Annotated in this window: 26 protein-coding genes; 16 read left to right on the forward strand and 10 right to left on the reverse strand. The window is 73.3% G+C overall.

What is annotated here, in order from left to right; genetic code table 11:
• Window positions 1–54 precede the first annotated feature (54 nt).
• The 4 genes from mshB to dapC all read left to right on the forward strand — a co-directional run bounded on the left by mshB (window position 55) and on the right by dapC (window position 2,938).
• Window positions 55–966: an N-acetyl-1-D-myo-inositol-2-amino-2-deoxy-alpha-D-glucopyranoside deacetylase gene (mshB, locus tag NV263_RS03855; protein ID WP_263251102.1), complete on the forward strand. Its 912-nt coding sequence runs from the start codon at window positions 55–57 to the stop codon at window positions 964–966.
• Entirely contained in the window at window positions 963–1,328 is a 366-nt protein-coding gene (locus NV263_RS03860; RefSeq protein ID WP_263251103.1) for a hypothetical protein, read from the forward strand. Before mshB ends, NV263_RS03860 begins: the two co-directional genes overlap by 4 nt.
• 168 nt (window positions 1,329–1,496) lie before the next feature.
• Entirely contained in the window at window positions 1,497–1,817 is a 321-nt protein-coding gene (fdxA, locus tag NV263_RS03865; protein WP_263251104.1) for a ferredoxin, read from the forward strand.
• On the forward strand, window positions 1,814–2,938 hold the full coding sequence (gene dapC, locus NV263_RS03870) for a succinyldiaminopimelate transaminase (RefSeq protein WP_263251105.1): 1,125 nt from the start codon (window positions 1,814–1,816) through the stop codon (window positions 2,936–2,938). Before fdxA ends, dapC begins: the two co-directional genes overlap by 4 nt.
• Window positions 2,939–2,960: 22 nt before the next feature.
• Here the strand turns inward: dapC and NV263_RS03875 are convergent, their stop codons facing one another.
• Window positions 2,961–3,899: a CHAD domain-containing protein gene (locus tag NV263_RS03875; RefSeq protein ID WP_263251106.1), complete on the reverse strand. Its 939-nt coding sequence runs from the start codon at window positions 3,897–3,899 to the stop codon at window positions 2,961–2,963.
• Between the two features lie 70 nt (window positions 3,900–3,969).
• Entirely contained in the window at window positions 3,970–4,959 is a 990-nt protein-coding gene (dapD, locus tag NV263_RS03880; RefSeq protein ID WP_263251107.1) for a 2,3,4,5-tetrahydropyridine-2,6-dicarboxylate N-succinyltransferase, read from the reverse strand.
• A 118-nt stretch (window positions 4,960–5,077) separates the two neighbouring features.
• Here dapD and dapE point away from each other — a divergent pair, with 118 nt between their 5' ends.
• Window positions 5,078–6,154: a succinyl-diaminopimelate desuccinylase gene (gene dapE, locus NV263_RS03885; protein WP_263251109.1), complete on the forward strand. Its 1,077-nt coding sequence runs from the start codon at window positions 5,078–5,080 to the stop codon at window positions 6,152–6,154.
• An 89-nt stretch (window positions 6,155–6,243) separates the two neighbouring features.
• Here dapE and NV263_RS03890 read toward each other — a convergent pair whose 3' ends face one another.
• On the reverse strand, window positions 6,244–7,152 hold the full coding sequence (locus NV263_RS03890) for a slipin family protein (protein WP_263254045.1): 909 nt from the start codon (window positions 7,150–7,152) through the stop codon (window positions 6,244–6,246).
• A 224-nt stretch (window positions 7,153–7,376) separates the two neighbouring features.
• Here NV263_RS03890 and NV263_RS03895 point away from each other — a divergent pair, with 224 nt between their 5' ends.
• The 7 genes from NV263_RS03895 (at window position 7,377) to NV263_RS03925 (ending at window position 11,488) form a co-directional block, all read left to right on the forward strand.
• Window positions 7,377–8,162 carry an LOG family protein gene (locus NV263_RS03895; protein WP_263251110.1) on the forward strand — a complete coding sequence of 262 codons (786 nt, stop codon included), beginning with the start codon at window positions 7,377–7,379 and terminating at the stop codon, window positions 8,160–8,162.
• Window positions 8,159–8,713 (forward strand): LOG family protein, encoded by a 555-nt coding sequence (locus tag NV263_RS03900; RefSeq protein WP_263251112.1) that lies wholly within the window; start codon window positions 8,159–8,161, stop codon window positions 8,711–8,713. Before NV263_RS03895 ends, NV263_RS03900 begins: the two co-directional genes overlap by 4 nt.
• Before the next feature lie 65 nt (window positions 8,714–8,778).
• A complete protein-coding gene (gene folP / locus NV263_RS03905; RefSeq protein ID WP_397545628.1) occupies window positions 8,779–9,594 on the forward strand; it encodes a dihydropteroate synthase in 816 nt (271 codons plus the stop codon).
• A 131-nt stretch (window positions 9,595–9,725) separates the two neighbouring features.
• Window positions 9,726–10,058 carry a PadR family transcriptional regulator gene (locus NV263_RS03910; RefSeq protein ID WP_263251114.1) on the forward strand — a complete coding sequence of 111 codons (333 nt, stop codon included), beginning with the start codon at window positions 9,726–9,728 and terminating at the stop codon, window positions 10,056–10,058.
• 44 nt (window positions 10,059–10,102) lie between these two features.
• The gene (locus NV263_RS03915; RefSeq protein WP_263251116.1) at window positions 10,103–10,447 is read left to right on the forward strand and encodes a DivIVA domain-containing protein; all 345 of its coding nucleotides are present in this window, start codon (window positions 10,103–10,105) and stop codon (window positions 10,445–10,447) included.
• 5 nt (window positions 10,448–10,452) lie between these two features.
• The gene (locus tag NV263_RS03920; protein WP_380756841.1) at window positions 10,453–10,896 is read left to right on the forward strand and encodes an SRPBCC family protein; all 444 of its coding nucleotides are present in this window, start codon (window positions 10,453–10,455) and stop codon (window positions 10,894–10,896) included.
• Between the two features lie 13 nt (window positions 10,897–10,909).
• A complete protein-coding gene (locus tag NV263_RS03925) occupies window positions 10,910–11,488 on the forward strand; it encodes a DNA-3-methyladenine glycosylase I (RefSeq protein WP_317630391.1) in 579 nt (192 codons plus the stop codon).
• A gap of 48 nt (window positions 11,489–11,536) precedes the next feature.
• Here NV263_RS03925 and NV263_RS03930 read toward each other — a convergent pair whose 3' ends face one another.
• On the reverse strand, window positions 11,537–12,325 hold the full coding sequence (locus NV263_RS03930) for an enoyl-CoA hydratase-related protein (RefSeq protein ID WP_263251118.1): 789 nt from the start codon (window positions 12,323–12,325) through the stop codon (window positions 11,537–11,539).
• Between the two features lie 382 nt (window positions 12,326–12,707).
• Between NV263_RS03930 and NV263_RS03935 the strand changes: the two genes are divergently transcribed.
• Together NV263_RS03935 and NV263_RS03940 are read left to right on the forward strand one after the other, a co-directional pair.
• A complete protein-coding gene (locus NV263_RS03935; protein ID WP_009949794.1) occupies window positions 12,708–12,875 on the forward strand; it encodes a DUF3117 domain-containing protein in 168 nt (55 codons plus the stop codon).
• A gap of 270 nt (window positions 12,876–13,145) precedes the next feature.
• A complete protein-coding gene (locus NV263_RS03940; RefSeq protein WP_263251123.1) occupies window positions 13,146–14,681 on the forward strand; it encodes a leucyl aminopeptidase family protein in 1,536 nt (511 codons plus the stop codon).
• A gap of 109 nt (window positions 14,682–14,790) precedes the next feature.
• On the opposite strand, the gene NV263_RS03945 is transcribed toward NV263_RS03940, so the two are convergent.
• Window positions 14,791–15,738, reverse strand: coding sequence for a LysR family transcriptional regulator (locus tag NV263_RS03945; RefSeq protein ID WP_263251125.1), 948 nt, complete (start codon window positions 15,736–15,738; stop codon window positions 14,791–14,793).
• Between the two features lie 63 nt (window positions 15,739–15,801).
• Here NV263_RS03945 and NV263_RS03950 point away from each other — a divergent pair, with 63 nt between their 5' ends.
• Complete coding sequence (locus NV263_RS03950) at window positions 15,802–17,034, forward strand: MFS transporter (RefSeq protein WP_263251127.1); 1,233 nt, start codon at window positions 15,802–15,804, stop codon at window positions 17,032–17,034.
• On the opposite strand, the gene tatB is transcribed toward NV263_RS03950, so the two are convergent.
• From tatB to sigE, 4 genes are all read right to left on the reverse strand, one after another.
• Window positions 17,013–17,411: a Sec-independent protein translocase protein TatB gene (gene tatB / locus NV263_RS03955; protein ID WP_263251129.1), complete on the reverse strand. Its 399-nt coding sequence runs from the start codon at window positions 17,409–17,411 to the stop codon at window positions 17,013–17,015. The genes NV263_RS03950 and tatB overlap by 22 nt on opposite strands.
• Before the next feature lie 112 nt (window positions 17,412–17,523).
• Entirely contained in the window at window positions 17,524–19,116 is a 1,593-nt protein-coding gene (locus tag NV263_RS03960; protein WP_263251130.1) for a trypsin-like peptidase domain-containing protein, read from the reverse strand.
• Between the two features lie 114 nt (window positions 19,117–19,230).
• Complete coding sequence (locus NV263_RS03965; RefSeq protein WP_263251131.1) at window positions 19,231–19,962, reverse strand: zf-HC2 domain-containing protein; 732 nt, start codon at window positions 19,960–19,962, stop codon at window positions 19,231–19,233.
• Window positions 19,959–20,594 carry an RNA polymerase sigma factor SigE gene (gene sigE / locus NV263_RS03970; RefSeq protein WP_263251133.1) on the reverse strand — a complete coding sequence of 212 codons (636 nt, stop codon included), beginning with the start codon at window positions 20,592–20,594 and terminating at the stop codon, window positions 19,959–19,961. Before sigE ends, NV263_RS03965 begins: the two co-directional genes overlap by 4 nt.
• A 288-nt stretch (window positions 20,595–20,882) precedes the next feature.
• Here sigE and NV263_RS03975 point away from each other — a divergent pair, with 288 nt between their 5' ends.
• Complete coding sequence (locus NV263_RS03975) at window positions 20,883–21,464, forward strand: O-methyltransferase (RefSeq protein ID WP_380756849.1); 582 nt, start codon at window positions 20,883–20,885, stop codon at window positions 21,462–21,464.
• A gap of 22 nt (window positions 21,465–21,486) precedes the next feature.
• Here NV263_RS03975 and NV263_RS03980 read toward each other — a convergent pair whose 3' ends face one another.
• Window positions 21,487–22,626, reverse strand: coding sequence for an Mrp/NBP35 family ATP-binding protein (locus NV263_RS03980; RefSeq protein WP_263251136.1), 1,140 nt, complete (start codon window positions 22,624–22,626; stop codon window positions 21,487–21,489).
• Window positions 22,627–22,671: the final 45 nt, after the last annotated feature.

Consider the following 22,671-nt stretch of genomic DNA (forward strand, 5'->3'; position numbering starts at 1 on the left):
GCGCAACCGGCCACCGTCCGCTTGTCGCCCGGCCGGGGAGATTAGGCTGGACCGGTGACGCTGACGGCTCCACCGCGGTTGTTGCTGGTACACGCACACCCCGACGACGAGACCCTCTGGACCGGCGGCACGATCGCCCGCTACGCCGCCCGCGGCGTGCAGGTGGTCGTGGTCACCTGCACCCTCGGCGAGGAGGGCGAGGTCATCCCGGAGAGCCTGCGCGGTCTGGCCGCCGACCAGGCCGACCAGCTCGGCGGCTACCGGGTCGGCGAGCTGCGCTCGGCGTGCGCCGCGCTCCGGGTCGCCGACCACCGCTTCCTCGGCGGCGTCGGGCGCTGGCGCGACTCCGGGATGTTGTGGGAGGAGCCCGGCCGGGCCGGCGCGGTGCCGGACGCGCACCCGCGCGCGTTCGCGGTCGGCGACCTGCAGGCCCAGACCGAGGCGTTGGAATCGGTGTTGCGCGAGGTGAAGCCGCAGGTGGTGGTCAGCTACGCGGCCGACGGGGGCTACGGGCACCCGGACCACGTGCGCGCCCACGAGGTGACGGTGGCCGCCGCGGCGAACGTGGCCGACGTGCACCGCGTGTTCTACGCGGTTCCCTCGCGCAGCGCGATCAGCGCCGGGCTGGAGGCGTTGGCGCAGGCGCCGGACCTGCCGTTCGAACTCCCCAGCCAGCACGAGCTGCCCGGGGTGGACGACGCGGAGATCACCACCGCCGTGGACGTCTCCGAGCACCTGCCCGCCAAGATCAGCGCGTTGCGGGCGCACGGCACCCAGGTGCGGGTGTGGCTGGACCACTGGGACAACGGCGCCGGGGTCGCCGCGTTCGCGCTGTCCAACGGGGTCGCGCAACCGGTCGTCGCGGCCGAGCACTACGTGCTCGCCAGCGGCGAACCCGAGGGGTGCGAGACCGACCTGTTCGGCGGGCTGGGCGTGATCGGAACCGAACCTGCGGGGAACCGTTGAGCGCCGGTGACCGCGTGGTGTTCGGCTTCCTGCTGCTGGACGCCGTGCTGCTGGCGCTGATCGAGCTGTTCTTCCTACCCGCCCGCATCGGCACCGTGCAGTTCCCGGTCACCGCGGCGCTGGCGGTGGTGAGCACGCCGCTGCTGGTGTCCGAGGCGGGCCGGTTGTCGAAGCGGCGGGCCGTGGCGGTCGCGCCGCTGGTGGTGTGGTTCCTGACGGTGTTCGTGTTCGGGATGTTCGGGCCGGGCGGTGACGTCGTGCTGCTGGGCAACGACTGGCGGACGCTGCTGCTCATCGGCGGCGGCACGCTGCCGAGCGCGATGATGCTCGGCGTGGTCGCCGCGCGGAACGCCCAGCGGTGACCCGCACCGCTCCTGTGTTTACCGCGTTTACCCCGCCACGTAGAGTCAGGCGGCCTCTCGCGCTGTGGGACCAGTTACGCGTCCCGGGTGGGTAGGGGAGATACTGTCAGCAGTCGCGTCAGGAGAGTCCTGCGCGATCAGGACAACGCTTCGAGCAGGAGAGCAACCGTGACCTACGTGATCGCCGAGCCCTGCGTGGACGTGCTCGACAAGGCGTGCATCGAGGAGTGCCCTGTCGACTGCATCTACGAGGGTGGGCGGATGCTCTACATCCACCCGGACGAGTGCGTCGACTGCGGAGCCTGCGAGCCGGTGTGCCCGGTGGAGGCCATCTACTACGAGGACGACGTGCCGGAGGAATGGGCCGCCTACACCAAGGCGAACGCGGACTTCTTCGACGAGCTGGGCTCTCCGGGCGGGGCGGCCAAGGTGGGCAAGGTCAACAAGGACGTCGAGCCCGTCACCAGCCTGCCCCCGCAGGGCGAATGAGCTCCGCAACAGGCCCGGACGCCGCGGCGTCCGGGCGCCGGGGCCCGGCACTGCCGGACTTCCCGTGGGACTCGCTGGCGGAGCACAAGGCGACCGCCGGCGCGCACCCGGACGGCATCGTGGACCTGTCCGTCGGGACCCCGGTGGACCCGGTGCCCGCCAACCTCCAGCAGGCCCTGTCGGCGGTCGCCGACGTGCCCGGGTACCCGGCGACGCACGGCACGCCCGCGCTGCGGGAGGCGGCGGTGGACGCGCTCCGGCGGCGCTTCGGGGTGACCGGGGTGCGACCCGACGCGGTGCTGCCGACCATCGGGTCGAAGGAACTGGTGGCCTGGCTGCCGACGCTGCTGGGCGTCGGTCCCGGCGACGTGGTGGCGATCCCCGAGCTGGCCTACCCGACCTACGAGGTCGGCGCCCGGCTCGCCGGTGCGGACGTGGTCCGGCTCGCGCCGGGGCAGGCGCCGCCGCCCGGGACCGCGCTGGTGTGGCTGAACTCGCCGTCGAACCCGACCGGGCGCGTGCTGGACGGGTCCGAACTGGCCGCCGCGGTCGGCGCGGCCCGCGAGGTCGGCGCGGTCGTGGCCTCCGACGAGTGCTACCTGGCGCTCGGGTGGGACGCCGAGCCCGTGTCGGTGCTGCACCCCTCGGTCTGCTCGGACTTCACCGGTGTGCTCGCGGTGCATTCGCTGTCGAAGTCCTCGAACCTCGCGGGGTACCGGGCGGGTTTCGTCACCGGTGATCCCGAGCTGGTCGCGCAGCTGCTGGAGCTGCGCAAGCACGCCGGGATGATCGTCCCGCGCCCGGTGCAGGAAGCGGTGACCGCCGCGCTCGCCGACGACGCGCACGTGAGCGCGCAGCGCGAGCTGTACGCGGGTCGGCGCGCCGTGCTGCGGCCCGCGCTGGAAGCGGCGGGATTCACCGTCGAGCACTCCGAAGCCGGGCTGTACCTGTGGTCGACCCGGGGCGAGGACGCCTGGGCGACCGTGGACTGGTTGGCGCAGCGCGGCATCCTCGTCGCTCCCGGCACCTTCTACGGCCCCGCGGGCGGGCGGCACGTGCGCATCGCCCTGACCGCCTCGGACGAGCGCATCGCGACGGCCGCCAAGCGGTTGGCGGAGTGACCCGGCGCGCCCCCAGGCCGGGTCAGAGGGATTCGGCTGCCGCGGCGAGCGCTTGCCACGCTTCGGGCCACTGGGCGCGGCGTTCGGCTCGGCGGGTCGCTTCGCGTTCCACGAGGCGGCCCGCCACGAAGGCCACCGCCGCGTCGGCGTCGTCGTCGAGGTCGCGCAGCAGGCCGCGGACGCGGTGCGCGGCGACGCAGGCGTCCTGGTGTTCGCCGAGGACGTCCTGGAACCGCTTCGCCGCCTTGATCACGTCCCGCATCGGCGCGCCGAACGCGGGCTGCGCGAGTTCTGCCGTGTAGCGCAGGCGTTTCCCGCTGATGCGCAGCGCGTGCAACTGGGCGTCGACCGGTGCCTCCGGGAGCTGCTGAACCGCCTTCCGGAGCTTGCGGAACTGCTTGCGCACCAGGCCCCGCAGCGCTCCCGATCCGTCCACTTCGGACCCGATCGGGGTGTTGACTGCCTCGGCCAGCGCGGTCAGCAACCGCAGGTAGCGGTCGCTGTCCAGGGCGGCGAGCAGTTCGAAGCGGGCTTCGCCGTGCTCGACCTCCAGCCCGGCGATCAGGCGGGCGGCCGCGGCGCGTTCGTCGTCCGGGAAATCGGCGCTCTCCTGCCGCAGCCGCTCCAGCAGCACGTCCAGGTCCCGGACCGGGCCGAGCGCCCGGCCCAGCCAGCCCAGTTCGGCGCGCAGCGGCTCCGACCGACTCCGGTCGAGGAACGGCCGGGCGGATCGCAGCATCGCCCGAATGCGGCGCACCGAGACGCGCATCTGGTGCAGTTCTTCGGGATCCTCGCCGCGGCGCGTGCCCGGGTCGTGGGCGAGCAGCGCGCGCAGGCGGGTGTCCAGACCGGCGCGGACGTGTTCGGCGACGGAGGAGTTCTCGTCGGCCACCACGGGATCGGCGGGCAGGTCCACGACGGCGGCGACGTCCCGGTCGCGCCACGATCCGGTGGAAGCCATACCGAATTGTAGGGCGGGATCGCGGGCCCGATCCGGGGGCGCCCCGCCGGGCGGGACGCCCCCGCGAGCCTCAGTCGTTGGCGTGCAGGGCCGCGTTCAGCTCGACCTTGCCGCCGGTGCGGGCGGTGACCTCGACCGCGCCGGTGGCGGAGTTGCGGCGGAACAGCAGGCCGTCCGAGCCGGACAGCTCCAGCGCCTTGGTGATCGTGCCGTCCGGCAGCGCCACCTTGGTCCCCGCCGTCACGTACAGCCCGGCCTCCACGACGCAGTCGTCGCCGAGCGAGATGCCGGTACCGCCGTTGGCGCCGATCAGGCAGCGCTCGCCGATGGAGATGACCTCCTTGCCGCCACCGGACAGGGTGCCCATGATCGACGCACCGCCGCCCACGTCGGAGCCGTCGCCGACGACGACGCCCGCGGAGATCCGGCCCTCCACCATGGACGCGCCGAGCGTGCCCGCGTTGTAGTTGACGAAGCCCTCGTGCATCACGGTCGTGCCGCTCGCCAGGTGCGCGCCGAGGCGGACCCGGTCCGCGTCGCCGATGCGGACGCCGGACGGCACGACGTAGTCGACCATGCGCGGGAACTTGTCGACGCCGTAGACCGTGACGGAGCCGCGGGCGCGCAGCCGCAGGCGGGTGGCCTCGAAGCCCTCCACCGGGCACGGCCCGTGGTTCGTCCACACCACGTTGGACAGCAGGCCGAAGATGCCGCCGAGGTTCACGCCGTGCGGGCGCACCAGGCGGTGCGACAGCAGGTGCAGCCGCAGGTACACGTCGTGCGCGTCGACGGGTTCGTCGGCGAGCCGGCCGATGGTGGTGCGCACCGCGACGACCTCGACCCCGCGGGCCTCGTCGCGACCGAGCAGTGCGGCCCCTGCCTCGCCCAGGGACTCGGCGGCCTGCTCGGTGGTCAGCCGGCTGGTGCCGGACTGGCCCGGCTCGTCGAGCCGGACGGTCGGGAACCACGTGTCCAGCACCGTGCCGTCGTCGGTCACGGTGGCCAGGCCCACCCCGTGGGCCCCGGTCGTCTGCGGGTCGGGAGTCTGTGCGCTGCTCATGCCGGAAACGGTAATCGCCCCAGGCCAGCCGGGTCCGGCAGGGGTGCTCGCGGTCACCGGTCGACCCGGGTGCGGCGGTTCGCGGTCCGGCCGGTCGCGGGCGAGTAGCCTGCCAGGCGTGACTGCGTCGTTGGATCTCACCGTGGACCCCGTGGAGCTGACCGCCGCGCTGGTGGACATCCCGAGCGTCTCGGGAGGTGAGAAGGCCATCGCCGACGCGGTGGAGCAGGCGTTGCGCGACCGGTGCCCGCACCTGGAGGTGGTCCGCAACGGCGACGCGGTGCTCGCCCGCACGCACCTCGGCCGCGACACGCGGGTGGTGCTGGCCGGGCACCTGGACACCGTGCCGATCAACGACAACCTGCCGTCCCGGCGCACCGGGTCCGGCGAGGACGAGCACCTGCACGGCTGCGGCACCGTCGACATGAAGGGCGGCGACGCGGTGATGCTGCACCTCGCCGCGACCCTGACCGAGCCGCGCTACGACCTCACGTTCGTCTTCTACGACTGCGAGGAGGTCGAAGCCGAGCGCAACGGCCTCAACCGCATCGAGCGGGAACTCCCCGAGTGGCTGGACGGCGATCTCGCCGTGGTGTGCGAACCGTCCGACGCCGCGATCGAGGCGGGATGCCAGGGCACCATGCGCGTCGAGGTCCGCACGTCCGGCAAGCGGGCGCACACGGCTCGCGCGTGGATGGGGGAGAACGCGATCCACGCGGCCGAGCCGGTGCTGCGGCGGCTGAGCGAGTACGCGCCCCGGGAGCCGGTCATCGACGGGTTGCAGTTCCGGGAGGGGTTGCAGGCCGTGCGGGTCGAGGGCGGTGTCGCGGGCAACGTCGTCCCGGATTCCTGCGTGGTGGCGGTCAACCACCGGTTCGCCCCGGACAAGTCGCTGGCCGACGCCGAGGCCCACCTCCGGGAGGTCTTCGACGGCTTCGAGGTGACCGTGGTCGACGGCGCGGCCGGGGCGCTGCCGGGTCTGACCGCCCCGGCCGCCGCGCGGCTGGTCGAGGCATCGGGTGCCGCGCCGGTGGCCAAGCTGGGCTGGACCGACGTGGCGCGCTTCGCCGCGCGCGGGCTCCCGGCGGTGAACTTCGGCCCCGGCTCACCGGCGCTGGCGCACACCCAGCAGGAGAACGTGCGCACCGCCGACATCCGCCGGTGCGCGGACGTGCTGCGCCGCTTCCTGGGCTAGGAAGTGTTGCCGGAGTGCTCTGCGTGGTGGCGCCGGTCGGGTGACCGCTCACCGACCGGGAAAGCGGCTACCGCGGCTCGTGAAACGCCCTAGGCGATGCCGACCTGCGTCTCCCCGGTCTCGCTGTCCGGGGTGCGCGGTGTCGGCGTGCCGGCGATCTCCGGTGTCTCCGCGTCCGGGATCTCGGACGCCCGGACCGGTTCGGCCGGCTCCGGCTCGGCCGGTTTTTCCGCGGAGCCCTTCGCCGCGCCCTTCACGTTGTCGACGAACTGCAGCAGTTCGACCGGGAACGGCAGCACCAGCGTCGAGTTCTTCTCCGCCGCGACCTCCACCACGGTCTCCAGCAGCCGCAGTTGCAGCGCGGCCGGGGTGTCGGCCATGACGTCGGCGGCCTGGGCGAGCTTGCGGGACGCCTGGAACTCGCCGTCGGCGGAGATGACCCGGGACCGCCGCTCGCGTTCGGCCTCGGCCTGCCGGGCGATCGAGCGCTTCATCGACTCCGGCAGCGAGACGTCCTTGATCTCCACCCGGTCGATGTGCACGCCCCAGCCTAGCGCCGGGCTGTCGATCATCAGCTCCAGGCCCTGGTTGAGCCGTTCCCGGTTGGACAGCAGGTCGTCGAGGTCGCTCTTGCCGATGATCGACCGCAACGAGGTCTGCGCGACCTGCCCGACGGCGAACAGGTAGTCCTCGACGTTGACCACGGCGCGCGCCGGGTCCTCCACGCGGAAGTAGACGACCGCGTCCACCCGCACGGTCACGTTGTCGCGGGTGATGCCCTCCTGCGCGGGCACCGGCATGGTGACGATCTGGAGGTTGACCTTCCGCATCCGGTCGACGGCCGGAACGATCATGGTGATGCCGGGACCGCGGGTCTGCTCCTGCAGCCGGCCGAAGCGGAACACCACGCCGCGCTCGTACTGCTTGACGACCTTGACCGAGGAGGCCACGTAGAGGACACCGAGCACGACGACGAGGATGAGCAGGTCGATGAGCATGGTCGGCTCCCGGGCTCGATACTGCATCGGCCCGACGACCCGTCCTCGCGCGCCTGCGCAGGTCGCTGCGATCCGCGTGGTGTGCGTGCCGACGGCCGTCGGCACCACTCGATCTTTCCCTTCATCGTACGCCGCCACACGCGCGTGTGAATCCCTCCTGAACAGGCATTTCGTCCCTGGCACCGGAGGTCGGCGACGCGGCGGCGATGCGTAGGCTCGACCGCATGACAGTCGAACGCCCGTGGGGCACTCCGGACGGTGCCGATCATCCCCAGGAGAAGCAACGCGGACCCGTCGTGCTGCGGCGGTCGCGGCTGGGCGAGCCCACCACCACCGACCAGCGGCTGCTCGACTCCCGAGGCCCGTCGGACTGGGTGCACACCGACCCGTGGCGGGTGCTGCGGATCCAGGCGGAGTTCGTCGAGGGGTTCGGCGCGCTGGCCGAGGTGCCGCGCGCGGTGACCGTCTTCGGGTCGGCGCGCACGCCGCGCGAGCACCCCGAGTACGCCACCGGGGTCCGGCTCGGCGCCGCGCTGGCCGGGACCGGCTGCGCGGTGATCACCGGCGGTGGGCCGGGTGCCATGGAGGCGGTCAACCGGGGCGCGTCGGAGGCGGGCGGCCTGTCCATCGGCCTCGGCATCGAGCTGCCCTTCGAGCAGGGGCTCAACCCGTGGGTCGATCTCGGGGTGAACTTCCGGTACTTCTTCGTGCGCAAGACGATGTTCATCAAGTACGCGCAGGCGTTCGTCTGCCTCCCGGGCGGGTTCGGCACGATGGACGAGCTGTTCGAGTCGCTGACCCTGGTGCAGACGAAGAAGGTCACGAAGTTCCCGGTGGTGCTGTTCGGCCGGGACTACTGGCAGGGGCTGTACGACTGGATCCGGGACACCATGCGGGGAAGCGGCAAGATCGGCGACAAGGACCTGGCGCTGCTGCACCTCACCGACGACGTGGACGACGCGGTCGGCATCGTGCAGGAGGCTTACGAGGCTTGGGAGGCCACGCATTGAGAAGTGAGTCCACTGTGGACGTCGCGGTCTGCGTGTACTGCGCGTCGCGCCCGGTGCCGCAGCAGCACCTCGACCTGGCCGCCGAGGTCGGGCGCGGCATCGCCAAGCGCGGGTGGACGCTGGTCTCGGGCGGTGGCCGGGTGTCGATGATGGGGGAGGTCGCCCGCGCCGCCCGCGCCGGCGGAGCGCGCACCGTCGGCGTCATGCCGCGCGCCCTGGTGGACCGCGAGGTCGCCGACACCGACGCCGACGAGCTGCTCGTCGTCGAGACGATGCGCGAGCGCAAGGGGCTGATGGACGCGCACGCCTCGGCGTTCCTGGCGCTGCCGGGCGGGATCGGGACCTGCGAGGAGCTGTTCGAGGTGTGGACCGCCCGCTACATCGGCATGCACGCCAAGCCTGTCGTCGTGCTCGACCCGGACGGGCACTACCGGGGTCTGCTGGACTGGCTGCACGACCTGGTCGCCAGCGGCTTCGCCTCGCAGCACTCGCTCGACGCGCTGACCGTGGTCGGCGACGTCGACGCCGCGCTGGACGCGTGCGTGCCGTGACCGCGCAGGCACTGCCGCCGCTGCGGTTCCGCGACAAGGACGTCGCCGGAGACCGCCCGCTGGTGATGGCGATCGTGAACCGCACCCGCGACTCGTTCTTCGACCGCGGCCGCACCTTCGCCGCCGACGCCGCCCTCGCCGCGGTGGACCGCGCGGTCGCCGACGGTGCCGACATCGTCGACATCGGCGGGGTGCGCGCGGGCGCGCAGGGCGAGGTGGTGGACGCCGACGAGGAAACCCGCCGGGTCGCGCCGTTCGTCGCCGCGGTGCGCGAGCGCCACCCGGACCTGGTGATCAGCGTCGACACCTGGCGGCACGAGGTCGCCCGGCAGGTGTGCGAGGCGGGCGCCGACCTGCTCAACGACACCTGGGCCGGGGCCGATCCGAAGCTCGCCGAGGTGGCCGCCGAGTTCGGGGCCGGACTGGTCTGCTCGCACACCGGTGGTCTGCCGCCGCGCACCGACCCGTACCGGGTCCGTTACACCGACGTGGTGGCGGAGGTGGCCGCCGAGCTGGTCGAGCGGGCCGAGCGCGTGGTGCGGCTCGGCGTCCCGGCGCGGGGCGTGCTCATCGATCCGACCCACGACTTCGGCAAGAACACCTGGCACGGGCTGGAACTGCTGCGCCGGGCCGGCGAACTCGTCGACACCGGCTGGCCGGTGCTCATGGCGCTGTCGAACAAGGACTTCGTCGGCGAGACCCTCGACGCCGCCGTCGACCAGCGGCTGGAGGGCACGTTGGCGGCCACCGCGGTCGCCGCCCGGGTCGGGGCGCGGGTCTTCCGGGCCCACCACGTCGTCGAGACCCGCCGCGTCGTCGACATGGTCGCCGCCATCAGCGGGACCCGGCCGCCGCACCAGGTGCTCCGCGCCCTGGCGTGAATCCCCCGAACGGGCCATTATGGCAGAGCTTCGTGTGATGGAGATCATCGGGCGTCCGGATCGCGAAAGGACCTAGGTCCTCTTGTCGATGACGGTGACATGTGTCGCGAATAACCGTAGAGTCGCTACTTGTGAAGGCTGATGCGCTACGGGGTCACCTGGACGCCCTCCTGCTCGCCACGCTCGACGGCAGGGCGCTGCACGGTTACGCGATCATCGAGGCGCTGCAGGAGCGGAGCGGCGGCGCCCTCGATCTGCCCACTGGAACCGTCTACCCGGCGCTGCGCAGACTGGAGCGCGCCGGCTACGTGCAGAGCTCGTGGAGCACGGTCGGCGGTCGGCAGCGCCGCACCTACCGGCTGACCCAGGCCGGGATGCGGACCCTGCAGTCCGAACGGCGGGCGTGGCGCGAGTTCACCACGGCCATCGAAGGGGTCCTGGAGGCCGCGCCGGCCAAGGCGTGACGCCGCTCGGCACACCCGTCGGCGGTCCGTGCCACGATGACGGCGTGGCTAGTGCGCTCATCTACCTGTTCGTCGTGCTGGTGGTCGCCGCGGTGATCTACCTGCTGGCCTCGTGGGTCTTCGGCCGCGGTGAACAGCTCGAACCACTGCCGCCCGGCTCCACCCCGACCCGTCTGCCGCCGTCGGGCATCGAGGGCTCCGACGTCCGCGAGCTGCGATTCCAGCAGGTGGTGCGCGGGTACAAGGCGTCGGAGGTGGACTGGGCGCTGGACCGGCTGGCGGGGGAGATCGACGAACTGCGCGGCCGGATCGCGGTGCTGGAACGGCAGCTCGACGTCGCCGGGGAGCAGCTCGCGAAAGCCAAGCAGGGCGGTGACCGGGAGGACTGAGGCCGGTGCAGCCCGTGGAGATCCGGATCGGCGTGCCGGTCGACGCGCCGCCCGAAGTGGTCTGGGCGGCGGCGACCGACTGGGACCGGCAGGGCGAGTGGATGCTGGGCACCGAGGTGCAGGCGTCCGCCGGTTCCGGCGGGCTCGGCACGCGGCTGGTCGCCGTGACCGGGATCCGCGGCATCGGCGTGGTCGACCGCATGGAGGTCGTGGAGTGGTCCCCGCCCCGCCGCTGCCGGGTGCGCCACGTCGGCGAGATCGTCTCCGGCGAGGGCGGGTTCGACGTGATCCGCTGCGGCAACGCCGCATCGACGTTCGTGTGGTGGGAACGGCTGGTCCCGCCGTTCGGCGCGGGCGTGCTCTGGCCGGTCGTGCGCCCCGCCTTCGCGTGGGGCCTGCGGCGTTCCCTCGACGCCTTCGCGGAGTTCTGCCGCGAGTACGACCAGTGAGCAGGAGGAGCAGGTGGCCGAATCCGGTGCCGTGATCGGCGCGGACGGGCGGGCGCGGTGCCCGTGGGGCGCGGGTCCCGCGGACTACACCCGGTACCACGACGAGGAGTGGGGCGTCCGGTTGCACGGCGACCAAGCGCTGTTCGAGCGGATCACCCTGGAATCCTTCCAGTCCGGCCTGTCCTGGCTGACGATCCTGCGCAAGCGGGACGCGTTCCGCGAGGCGTTCGCCGGGTTCGACCCGGCGCGGGTCGCGCGGTTCGACGAGACCGACCGGGCGCGGCTGCTCGCCGACGCCGGGATCGTCCGCAACCGGGCGAAGATCGACGCGGCGATCCGCAACGCGCGGGCCGCGCTCGACCTCGACCGCCCGCTCGACGAGCTGTTGTGGTCCTTCGCCCCGGACCACGGCGACCGCAAGCGCCCCCGCGCGCTCGCGGACGTGCCCGCCACGACCCCGGAGTCCACGGCCATGGCCAAGGAGCTCAAGCGCCGCGGCTTCGTCTTCGTCGGCCCCACGACCTGCTACGCCCTGATGCAGGCCACCGGCATGGTCGACGACCACCTCGCCGACTGCTGGCGGGCCTGCTGAGCGCCCGCCCCCGGGCTCCTCTCACCGCCCCGGATCGGGCGATTCGGGTCAGTGGCCGGTGAAGCGGGGGGTGCGCTTGGCGACGAAGGCGGCGACCGCTTCGGCGTGGTCGGCGGTGCGCCCGGCCTCCGCCTGGGCTCCGGCCTCGACCGCGAGCGCCTCGGCGAGCCCCTCGCTGGCGGCGGCGAGCATGGTCTCCTTGATCCGCGCGTAGGCGCTGGTGGGGCCCGCCGCCATGCGGGTCGCCAGCTCGGTGGCCGCGTCCACGGTCGCCCCGCCGTCCACGACGCGGTTGACCATGCCGATGCGCAGCGCCTCCTCGGCGCCGACCGGTTCGGCCAGCAGCAGCATCTCCATGGCGCGGCCGTAGCCGATCAGCCGCGGCAGCGTCCAGGAGGCCCCGGAGTCGCTGGACAGGCCCACGTTGGCGAAGGCCATCAGGAATTTCGCGTCGGAGGCGGCGATCCGCAGGTCGCACGCGTACGCCAAGGACGCCCCCGCCCCGGCGGCCATCCCGTTCACCGCGGCGATCACCGGCTTCGGCATGGTCGTCACCGCGCGGATGATCGGGTTGTAGTGCTCCTCGACGGTGCGCAGCGGCGCGGGATCCTCGGCTTCGAGCAGCGCCACGTGCTCCTTGAGGTCCTGCCCGGCGCAGAACGCCTTGCCCGCGCCCGTGATCACCAGCGCGCGGACCGAGTCGTCGGCCGCCGCCTCCCGCAGCGCGGTGATCAGGCGCTGCTTGAGCTCGACGTTGAGCGAGTTGAACGAGTCGGGCCGGTTCAACGTGAGCAGGCGCACACCTTCGGCGTCGTGGGTCAGCAGTACCTCGGTCACTTCTCGCTCCTTCGTCGGCGCTTGCCGTGTCGGCGGATCCGGCGGCAGATCTCTCCACAGTGGACGTCTGGTGCGGTGGTCGGGCCGTCCCGGGTGGACAGTGTCGCGGCTGGTAGCCCGGCTGGCGGGCGATCATGCCGAGCCGCCGCGCGCGGTCCGGCGTTCCGGCCGCCGCGGAGGGCTTCCGGGCGCTCGGTGGATGCTGCCGAAAGAGCCCGCACGCCGGGTCAGTCTGCCAGCCGTCACCCGCATTCGACCAGCGCACGACCGACACGAGTTGATCGGTTCGGTTTCGTGCACACCTCGGGATGGGGGACAATGGGGGAGGACCCGAGCTGGTTGTGGCGACCAGCGGGGGAAGAGTTCACGGAGGGAGCACGCTATGGCGGCCATGAAGCCCCGGACCGGTGACGGTCCCCTCGAGGTGACGAAGGAGGGGCGCGGAATCGTGATGCGCGTCCCGCTCGAGGGCGGTGGGCGGCTCGTCGTCGAAATGTCGGTCGAGGAGGCCAAGAACCTGGGTGACGCCCTGGAGTCGGCCACCGGCTGAGGCCGCCAGCAGGTGGTCGGCGGACGGCCCACCGGGCGGAGGCGAACCGGTGGGACGACCCGATCGCCGAGGCGACAACTCAACACGCCGACGGAGGGTTCCGAGCGCTCTCCGCAGCGGTCCCGGTGCCGTCGGGTGCCGGGACCGCCGACGGTCCAGGTTTCGAGTCGCGTGGGCGGGCAGCCCGTGCAGGAAGGTCTTTTCGTGTCCGGTGCCTCAGTGTTCCGTTCCCCGGGTCGCACCGACCGCTCCTCGCGGGCGGGTCGTGACGTGGACCCGACACTGCCGGTGATCCCCACGTCACTGGTCGAAGTGGACATCGTGCAGCAGTGGCGGGACGGCGTCCCCGGTGCCGTGCCGGTCCACGACGGCGAGTCGGGGCCGGACCTGGCGTCCGCCGCCGAACGGTTCGAAGTGGACATCTCCGTGCTGCGGGCGGTCGGCGCGTCCGCCTCCGCCGGTGAGGTCCGCGCCCTGCCGCTGTCCGACGGCCGCTTCGGCTGGGCCGTCGGCGTCGGCGCCGGCTCGGCCGCGCAGTGGCGGACCGCGGGTGCCGCGCTGGCGCGCGCCGTCCGCGGGAGGCTGGACCAGGTCGCCGACAGCGAGGACGAGACCGGTGATCTCGGCGAGGCCGGGGATTCCGACTACCTCCAGGTGCGGCTGCCCGCCGAGGTGGACGGCGACGTGGTCACCGCGCTGACGCTCGGGCTGTCCCTCGGTGGCTACCGCTTCCGGGTCACCTCCCGCCCACGGCCCCCGCGACTGCGCAAGGTGCTGCTGGTGGCGCCGGACGGCGCGGACCGCGACGAGCTCGCCGAGCACGTGCGCCGGGCCGCGGAGTGGTCCGCGGCGACGGCGCTGGCGCGCGACCTGGCCAACGCCCCCTCGAACATCAAGGACCCGGCCTGGTTGACCGGGGTCGGTGCCGAGCTCGCCACCGACGTGCCCGGGCTGTCGGCCACCGTGCGCGACGAGAAGTGGCTGGCCGACCGCGGCTTCGGCGGTGTCCTCGCCGTCGGCGGCGGATCCGCGCGTCCACCCAGGTTGCTGGAGCTGAGCTACCGGCCGGAGCACCACGACGGGCCGCACCTGGTGCTGGTGGGCAAGGGCATCACCTTCGACACGGGCGGGATCTCGCTGAAGCCCGCCGAGGGCATGCACCTGATGCGCACCGACATGTCCGGCGGCGCGGCGGTCATCGCGGCGCTGCTGTCCATCGCCCGGCTGCGGCTGCCGGTCCGGGTGACCGGTCTGGTCCCGGCCGCCGAGAACCACGTGTCCGGCTCCGCCTACCGGCCCGGCGACGTGGTCCGGCACTACGGCGGCAAGACCACCGAGGTCGGCAACACCGACGCGGAGGGGCGCATGGTGCTGGCCGACGCGATGGCCTACGCCGTCGAGCAGCACGAGCCCGACCTGCTGGTGGACGTCGCGACGCTGACCGGCGCGATGAAGGTCGCGCTCGGCCTGCGCACCGGCGGCTTCTTCGCCACGGACGACGAGCTGGCCGGGCGCGTGAGCGCCGCGGGCGAGCGGGTCGGCGAGGCGTGGTGGCGGATGCCGCTGCTCGACGCGCACGCCGAGGACGTCAAGGGCACCCTCGCCGACGTCAAGCAGACTCCGCCGGGACCGGGCGGGGTCACCGCGGCGCTGTTCCTGCGCGAGTTCACCGGTGGGCTGCCGTGGGCGCACCTGGACATCGCCGGTCCGGCGCGCGCGGAGTCCGACTACGCCGAGGTCGTCGCGGGCGCCACCGGCTTCGCCGCCCGCAGCCTCGTCGAACTCGCCGCCGGCTTCACCGGCTGACCCGCGCGGGCAGGAGTCCGTCCCCGAGCGCCTGGTTCTGGCGGTGGCGAGACCGCGCACCGAGGAGCGGCTGACGCCGCCCGCCGGGACCGGGTTCGGGCGAAGGTGCTCACGGGAACCGGGACTCCGGCCCGCGCACCGGGTGGTCGAGGGCGAAGTCGCGGAACGCCCGCACCGCGGGCGGAAGCGGGTGCTGCGCGGGCCAGGCCAGGCCGATCGTCCGGTGGGCAGCGGGTCGGATCGGCACCTCGACCGTGCCGGGGATCGGGCCGTTGTCGGCGGGCGGGAGGAGCGCGACCCCGAGCCCGGCGGCCACCAGACCCCGCACCGTGTCGACCTCCTCGCTCTCGAAGGCCAGGCGCGGTTCGAAGCCCGCCCGTTCGGCGAGCCCGGCGAAGATCCGGCGCAGCCCGTAACCGCGGCGGGTCGCCACGAAGTCGTCCCCGGCCAGCTCGGCGAGCCGCAGCGCGCGGCGGCGGGCCAGCCGGTGACCGGTGAACAACACCGCGACGAGCGGTTCCTCCTGCAGAGCCCGGACCTCCCAGCGCGGTTGGTCGTGCGGCAGCGGGGAGATCAGGCACAGGTCGACCTCGCCGGCGTCCATCCGCGCCAGCAGGTCGTCGCGAGGCCCCTGGACCAGCCCGAACCGCACGTGCGGTCGTGCGGCGCGGAAGCCGCGCAGCAGCGGCGGGACCAGGGTGCTGCCCATGGTGTGCTGGAAGCCGAACGTGACCTGGCCGCGCTCCGGGTCGACCTCCTCGACGACCGCGCGGCAGCCCGCTTCGAGGCTGCGCAGCGCCCCGTCGGCGGCCTCGGCGAGCAGCGAGCCCGCTCGGGTCAGGTGGACGCCCCGTCCCTGCCGGGCGATCACCGGGGCCCCGATCTGCTCGCTCAGCCGGGCGAGCGCGCGGCTGACCGTGGGCTGCGGCATGCCCAGCGTTTCCGCAGCTCGTGTGAGATGCCCCTCGGACGCGACGGCGCGCAGCAGGGCGAGCGTGGGGCTCAACCGGGCCGCTAGCTGGGCCGCTTCGTCGGACCGCGGTGATTCATGCGTCATTGCATCAATCTACAGTCAAATTTGAATTGGACGCATTATTTCGCCCTGCTTACTTTCGTTGGCGTGAATGCTGTTGACTCCACTCGGGTGCGCAAGATCCGCATCGCCCTGCTGGTCGGCGCGCTGGCGCTGTTCGCGTTGCTCTACGCGCCGCAACCGGTGCTGCCGCAGCTGGCGCACACGTTCCAGCTGAGCCCGGGAACCGCGGCGCTGCTGGTCTCCGCGAGCACGCTCGGCCTGGCTGTCGCGGCGATCCCGCTGGGCACGCTGTCCGAGGCGGTCGGGCGCCGCCGGACGATGGTGACGTCGCTGCTGATCGCCGAAGTGCTCGGCCTGCTGCTGCCGTTCGTGTCGTCGTTCCCGCTGATGGTCGGGTTGCGGCTGGTGCAGGGCGCGGCGGTCGCCGGGCTCGCCGCGGTCGCCGCCGCCTACCTGGCTGACGAGACCGGTGGCAGGCAGCTCGGCACCACGATGGGCCTCTACGTCGCCGGGACCACCATCGGCGGGATGTCCGGCCGTCTCCTCGGCGGCATCGTCAGCGACTTCGCGGGCTGGACCGGGGGCGTGCTCGCGGTGGCGCTGCTCGCCGCGGTGTGCACGGTCCTGTTCGTGGTGCTGCTGCCGACCGAGCGGAACCACCACCGCCAGGCGTTGAGCTGGGCACCGCTGCTCGGCGGGCTGCGCGCCGCGCTGCGCGACCCGGTGCTCTACGCGCCCTACCTCGTCGCCGCCATGGGCATGGGATCGTTCGTCGCCGTCTACAACGTGCTCGGCTTCCGGCTCACCGCGCCGCCGCTGCTGGTGTCCCCGGCGCTCGCCGCGCTGGCGTTCCTGGCCTACGCCGCGGGCACCGTCACCTCCGCCTTGGCGGGCCGCGCCGCCGACCGCTGGGGGCGGGCCCGCGTGCTGCTGACCGGTCTGGTGCTCGCGGTCCTCGGACTGCTGGTGATGCTCGCCGACGACCTCGTGCTGATCGTCCTCGGGCTCGTGGTGTTCACCGGCGGGTTCTTCGCGGCGCACTCCGTGGCCAGCGGTTGGGTCGGTGCGCGCGCCTCGGCATCGGCCCGCGGCCAGGCGTCCGCGCTGTACCAGTTCGCCTACTACGGCGGCAGCAGCGTCGGCGGCGTGCTGGGGGGCACGGCCTACGGCGCGTGGGGCTGGTCCGGGATGACGGTGCTGCTGTGCTGCTGGCTCGCGGTGGCGGCCGTCGGCGTGTGGATCACCCGCTCGCACGCGGGCGGAGCCGTCGTGGCGCCGGCGCAGGCGCGCGAGCCTCAGGTGGCGTCGGAGTCGTAAGGCGGGCGCTCGCCCGGGGACAGCGGGCGCGGCTGCTCGGCGGGCGGCTTCGGCGCCTCCGGGCGGTGCCCGTTGGTCGCGGTGTCGTCGAAGATGCCGTCCAGCGGGTTCTCCCCGTCGAACAGGTGCTTGGTGACCGCCGTCCGCGGGTTGAAGTTGCGGATGCCGCGCAGGTCTTCGAGCGGTTTGCGCAGCTCGTCGAATTCCGGGCCGAGCTCGGAACGGATCTGCTCGCGGGCGCCCGTCGCGTACTCCTTCACCTGCCGCACCGTCCGACCGAGCCACGCGGCGGCCTGCGGGAGCCGTTCCGGACCGAGGACGAACAAGCCGACGACGACCAGGATCAGCAGTTCAGGCCAGCCGACGGAATCGAACACCTGCCTACCTCCGGATCCTCGGGCAGCGCCCCCGCTGCCGCCGACCAGGGTACCGACCGCCGCAGTGCGGCAGGAGGGGGAAGCCCACCCCGCGCGGAGGCGGGCGCCCGGTTCAGCGCAGGGGGACGTCGAGCACCAGATCGCGGCCCTGTCGCACCACGGTGACCGGCACGTGCTCGCCGGGCTGGTGCCGGTCCACGGCCACGATCAGCTCGTCGGCGCTGCCGACCCGGCGGTCGCCGACCTTGGTGATCACGTCGCCCTCGGCCATCCCCGCGGCCGCCGCCGGGCTGCCGTCGCGCACGTTCTGCACCTGGGCGCCGTCGGCGAGGCCGTCGCTGACGGACTTGGCGTTGACGCCCAGGTCGGCGTGCTGGGCACGGCCGGTGCGGATGAGTTCCTGGGCGATGCGCCGGGCGTCGTCGATCGGGATCGCGAAGCCCAGACCGATGGATCCGCCCTCGCCGCTGGTGGAGCCGAGCGTGCGGATCGCGCTGTTGATGCCGACCACGGCGCCGTTGGCGTCGACCAGCGCGCCGCCCGAGTTGCCCGGGTTGATCGCCGCGTCGGTCTGGATCGCGTCGATGACCGCGTTGGTGTCGGTTCCCTCGCCGGCCAGCCGGACCGGGCGGTGCACGGAGCTGACGATGCCGGTGGTGACGGTGCCCGCCAGGCCCAGCGGGGAGCCGATGGCGATGACGTCGTCCCCGACGGTGAGGTCGTGGGAGTCGCCCAACTGCGCCACGGTCGGGTTCGCCACCTCGACCTTGAGCACCGCCAGGTCGGTTTTGACGTCCCTGCCGACGATCCGCGCCGGAGCCCGGGTGCCGTCGTGGAAAACCGCGGAGACCTGCGCGTTCGGGCTGTCGGAGGCCATCGACACCACGTGGTTGTTGGTGAGGACGTAGCCGTTGCCGTCGATGACCACGCCCGAACCGCTGCCGCCCTGGGAGCCGAGCCGGACCTCGACGGACACCACCGCGGGCACCACCCGCTTGGCGACCGCGGCGGTCGTGCCCTTCGGGCGCGGCTTGCCCTGTTCGACGTCGGCGAGGGTGACGTCCGGGTTGGTGAGCGGGTTGCCCTCCTCGGCGGTGATGCGCCCGATGAACCCCCCGACCACGGCCAGCAGCAGCGCCGCCGCGCCGAGCGCCACCAGGGCGCGCGGCCGCACGCGGCGGCCGAACAGCACTTCGCGGGCGCTCAGCAGCGGCCCCTGCTCGGTCGGCTCCCCGCCGTCGGACCGGTCCTCCGGGACCGCGGGCGGGCCGAGGACGGCACCGGCCGCCGGGTCGCGCCAGGGGGTCTGCTCGTCGGAGTCCCAGAGCAGCGGCTCCTCGGGCGGTTCCGGGGTCATCGGCCGTTCGCCGGGTGCGCGCTGCAACCGCTGGTCGTCGCCGGCGGGACGGCCGAACGCCTGGACGAGCGGTTCGGCAGGCGGCCGGGTCCGCTCGGTGGAGCCGCGGTGCGGGGACGGGCGGTCGGGGTCGAAGCTGCCGGACACGCCGGCGGGACGGCCGAACGCCGTGGCCTGGGCCGGATCGACCGGGGGACGGTGCAGCGGGCGGGGCCGCAGCCGGGGCGGATCGCCGTCCGCCGGGACGTCCCGCGTGCGAGTCGAACCGTCCGGGTGCGGCGGTTCGGCGTCCCCGTCCTGCCGTCCGCGGTCGGGACCCTGCGCGGGCGTTCCAGGCTGCTCGCTCATCGCTCCCCGGGCATGCGGTCGTGACTCTCTCGGGCGAGTGGATCACACGGGCACGACGCCCGCATCAACGGGTCAATCCTGCCGCGCCGGGGGTGAAGTTCGTGTGGGAGGTGGTCAGTTCCGCGGCGCCGAGGTCGTCGGCAGCGGCGCGGCCGACGACGTCGGCAACCCCGTCGGGCGCGCCGCGACCTGCGGTTCCGCTGCCGAGGTCGGGGCCTCGGGAGTCGTGGGGCGCGGATCGTGCGCCGATACGGGCAGCACGGCGTTGTCGAGGTAGCCGTCGGGCACGGGGGACGGGCCCGGGGCGGGTTGGCCACCGCCATTGCCGGGCATGTTCATCAGTGCCAGGGCACCGAGCACCAGGCCGGAGAACACCACTCCGGCGCCCTGGCGGGTGCGGCGGCCGACTCCGCGGGACCGGCTCGGTGGCGCGATCTCGGCGGAGTCACCCGGAAAAGGGGAGCCGCTGCCCAGGGGTCGGTGCCCGAGCGGCCGACTGGAACCGAGCGCGGCGCTGGTGCCGAGGGCGTGGGTGCGCTCCGTGGTGACCAGTTGCCCGTCCTCGGTGAGGGCGAGTCCCTCCGGCTGGGCGGGCAGCTCCGCGCAGCCGGGGATGGCGCGCAGGGCCTGCAACAGGCTCGGGGAGATCGACGGTGTTCCCGCCGCCCGGACCGCCGCGCGGGCCTGCCGCTGGGCGGCCGCGTCCGACGCGCACGCTGGGCAACGGGCGAGGTGGGCGGCGGCGCGATCGGTGGCGTTCGGGCTCAGTTCACCGTCCACGAACGCGACGATCGCGTCCAGCGCGAGGTGCTGCTCAGGCAGCCCCCACCCTCGCAGAACCGTCATTCGGCAACCTCCCGGGCCTGCTCGCGGCGAGCTTCCAAGGTGGCCTTCAGCATCTGCCGACCGCGATGGATCCTGCTGCGCACAGTACCCAGCTTCACTCCGAGGGTGGCCCCGATCTCCTCGTACGAGAGACCTTCGACGTCGCAGAGCACGACCGCCGCCCGGAACTCCGGGGGCAGCTCGTCCAACGCCGCCTGCAGATCGGGGTCGAGGTGGGTGTCGTGGAACACCTGCTCCGGCGTCGGGCCACCGCCCGGCAACCGGTCGGTGTCCTCGGGCAGGCCCTCCATCCGCAGCCGCGAACGACGACGGGCCATGTCCAGGAACAGGTTCGTGGTGATGCGGTGCAGCCAGCCCTCGAAGGTTCCCGGCTTGTAGGACGCGAGCGACCGGAACACCCGGATGAACGTCTCCTGCGTAAGGTCCTCGGCGTCGTGCTGGTTGCCGGTCAGCCGGAACGCCAGGCGGTAGACCCGGTCGGCGTGCTGGCGCACCACCTCGTCCCAGGACGGAGGAGTCCAGGTGACCTCCTCCTGCGCGGGTGAGACGGGGCGTTGGGCTCCGGCGGGGGCGGGCGCCTGCGCGCCGCGCACCGTGATGTCGGGGGCCACACTCATCGGCTGTGTTGCCATCGGGCGGTAAGCCACCTCCTGTGCGGTCGCACCTACGACAACGTCCGCGACCGAGCGGTTGTTCCCGCAGCGCCGTGCGCCTGGCCGTGCGCGTGGCGCGGACGACGCTGCCGGGTATGACGCCTCCAATATCGTCCTCGCTGGTGAGGGAGTCATGAAAGCCTCCTGAGAACAGCCTGAGAAGGCGGATGTGTCCTCCGTCGCGCCCGCTCTCGCCAGGAAACGGCCCTCTAACGATGTCGGCCGCGCCGGTCACGCGCGAGGCGGCCGCCGATAGCCTGTCCGGCTGTGATACCCGAGACACCGGTGGATGCCGGGCCCCTGGGCCGGGACGAGGTGCGACGCCGCTTGTCCGGACAGTCCTCCGCCGAGGACGTCCCGATCGCGGCGTCCCCGATGCACGTCCTGCGCTTCCTGGCCGCGGTGCTGCGCGCCCGGACCGCCGTGGAGGTCGGGACCGGTTCCGGCGAGAGCGCGTTGTGGCTGCTCTCCGGCATGGTCCCGGACGGGGTGCTGACCTCGATCGACGTCGATCCGACGGCGCAGCGGCGAGCCCGCGCGGCGCTCGCCGACGCGGGTGTCCCGGCGGGCCGGACGCGGCTGATCGCGGGCGTGGCGACCGAGGTGCTGCCGCGGCTCACCGAAGGCGGGTACGACCTGGTCTCGGTGTCCACCGCGACCACCGAGCACGCCCGCTACCTCCAGCTGGGCGTCCGCCTGCTCCGCCAGGGCGGAGTGATCGTCTTCGCCGGGGTGCGGGCCACCCCGGCGCACCGGGACCTGTTCCGCGCGGTGGAGGAGGACGAGGGCCTCGTCCCGATCGGCCTCCCGGTCGGACCGGGACTGCTGGCCGTCGCGAAGACCGCCTGACCCCGCGCGGCCGAAGCCCCCGCTAGGCGGGGGAGACGGACAGCAGCTTGCCCGCGAGGCCCCGGGCGCGGGTGGACAGCCGCTGGGCGATGCCGTCGAGCACCGTCGCCGCGGGCGAGTCGGGGTCCTGCAGGACCAGCGGGGTTCCGCTGTCCCCGGCCTCGCGCAGCCGCGGGTCGAGCGGGACCTGGCCCAGCAGCGGGACCTCGGAACCGACCGAGCGGGTCAGCGACTCGGCCACCAGCTGCCCGCCGCCGGACCCGAAGACCTCCACGCGCTGGCCGTCCGGCAGCTCCATCCAGGACATGTTCTCCACGACCCCGGCCAGCCGCTGGCGGGTCTGCAGGGCGATCGCCCCGGCGCGCTCGGCGACCTCGGCCGCCGCCTGCTGCGGGGTGGTGACGACCAGGATCTCGGCGTTCGGGATGAGCTGGGCGGTGGACAGCGCGACGTCGCCGGTGCCGGGCGGCAGGTCCAGCAGCAGCACGTCGAGGTCGCCCCAGAACACGTCCGAGAGGAACTGCTGCAACGCGCGGTGCAGCATCGGCCCGCGCCAGACCACCGGCGTGTTGCCCGGGGTGAACATGCCGATGGAGATGACCTTCACGCCGTGCGCCTGCGGCGGCATGATCATCTTCTCCACCTGGGTCGGCTTGCCGCCCGCGCCGAGCATGCGGGGGACGGAGTGGCCGTAGATGTCGGCGTCGACCACGCCGACGGACAGCCCGCGCCGGGCCATCGAGGCGGCCAGGTTCACCGTCACGCTCGACTTGCCGACCCCGCCCTTGCCGGAGGCCACGCAGTACACGCGGGTCAGCGACCCCGGCTCGGCGAACGGGATGCGCGGTTCCTCGGCGCTGCCGCGCAGCTGCTTGCGCAGCTCGGTGCGCTGCTCGTCGCTCATCACGTCCAGCTCGACGTGCACCGAGCGCACGCCCTCGACCGCCGAGACCGCGTCGGTCACCCGCTGCGTGATCGTCTCCCGCATCGGGCAGCCCTTGACCGTCAGGTACACCTCGACCGTGACGTCGCCGGACTCGCCGACCGACACCGACTTGACCATGCCCAGGTCCGTGATCGGCTTGTGGATCTCGGGGTCCTGGACCGCGCCGAGGGCCCGCCGCACGGCCTCCTCGGTGGGGGTGGACTGGGTACTGGTCACAGCTGCCTGACACCGACCTTTCTGCATGTGCTCCACGCCCCATGC

Source organism: Saccharopolyspora rosea (assembly GCF_025643595.1).
GTDB classification, from domain to species: domain Bacteria; phylum Actinomycetota; class Actinomycetes; order Mycobacteriales; family Pseudonocardiaceae; genus Saccharopolyspora; species Saccharopolyspora rosea.

Coding starts and splice junctions, on each gene's coding strand:
- NV263_RS03895 (WP_263251110.1), top strand. CDS start 7,377: ATGACAGTCGAACGCCCGTGGGGCACTCCGGACGGTGCCGATCATCCC.
- dapD (WP_263251107.1), bottom strand. CDS start 4,959: ATGAGCAGCGCACAGACTCCCGACCCGCAGACGACCGGGGCCCACGGG.
- NV263_RS03875 (WP_263251106.1), bottom strand. CDS start 3,899: ATGGCTTCCACCGGATCGTGGCGCGACCGGGACGTCGCCGCCGTCGTG.
- dapC (WP_263251105.1), top strand. CDS start 1,814: ATGAGCTCCGCAACAGGCCCGGACGCCGCGGCGTCCGGGCGCCGGGGC.
- sigE (WP_263251133.1), bottom strand. CDS start 20,594: ATGGCAACACAGCCGATGAGTGTGGCCCCCGACATCACGGTGCGCGGC.
- folP (WP_397545628.1), top strand. CDS start 8,779: ATGGCGATCGTGAACCGCACCCGCGACTCGTTCTTCGACCGCGGCCGC.
- NV263_RS03945 (WP_263251125.1), bottom strand. CDS start 15,738: ATGACGCATGAATCACCGCGGTCCGACGAAGCGGCCCAGCTAGCGGCC.
- NV263_RS03960 (WP_263251130.1), bottom strand. CDS start 19,116: ATGAGCGAGCAGCCTGGAACGCCCGCGCAGGGTCCCGACCGCGGACGG.
- NV263_RS03965 (WP_263251131.1), bottom strand. CDS start 19,962: ATGACGGTTCTGCGAGGGTGGGGGCTGCCTGAGCAGCACCTCGCGCTG.
- NV263_RS03890 (WP_263254045.1), bottom strand. CDS start 7,152: ATGCTCATCGACCTGCTCATCCTCGTCGTCGTGCTCGGTGTCCTCTAC.
- NV263_RS03935 (WP_009949794.1), top strand. CDS start 12,708: ATGGCGGCCATGAAGCCCCGGACCGGTGACGGTCCCCTCGAGGTGACG.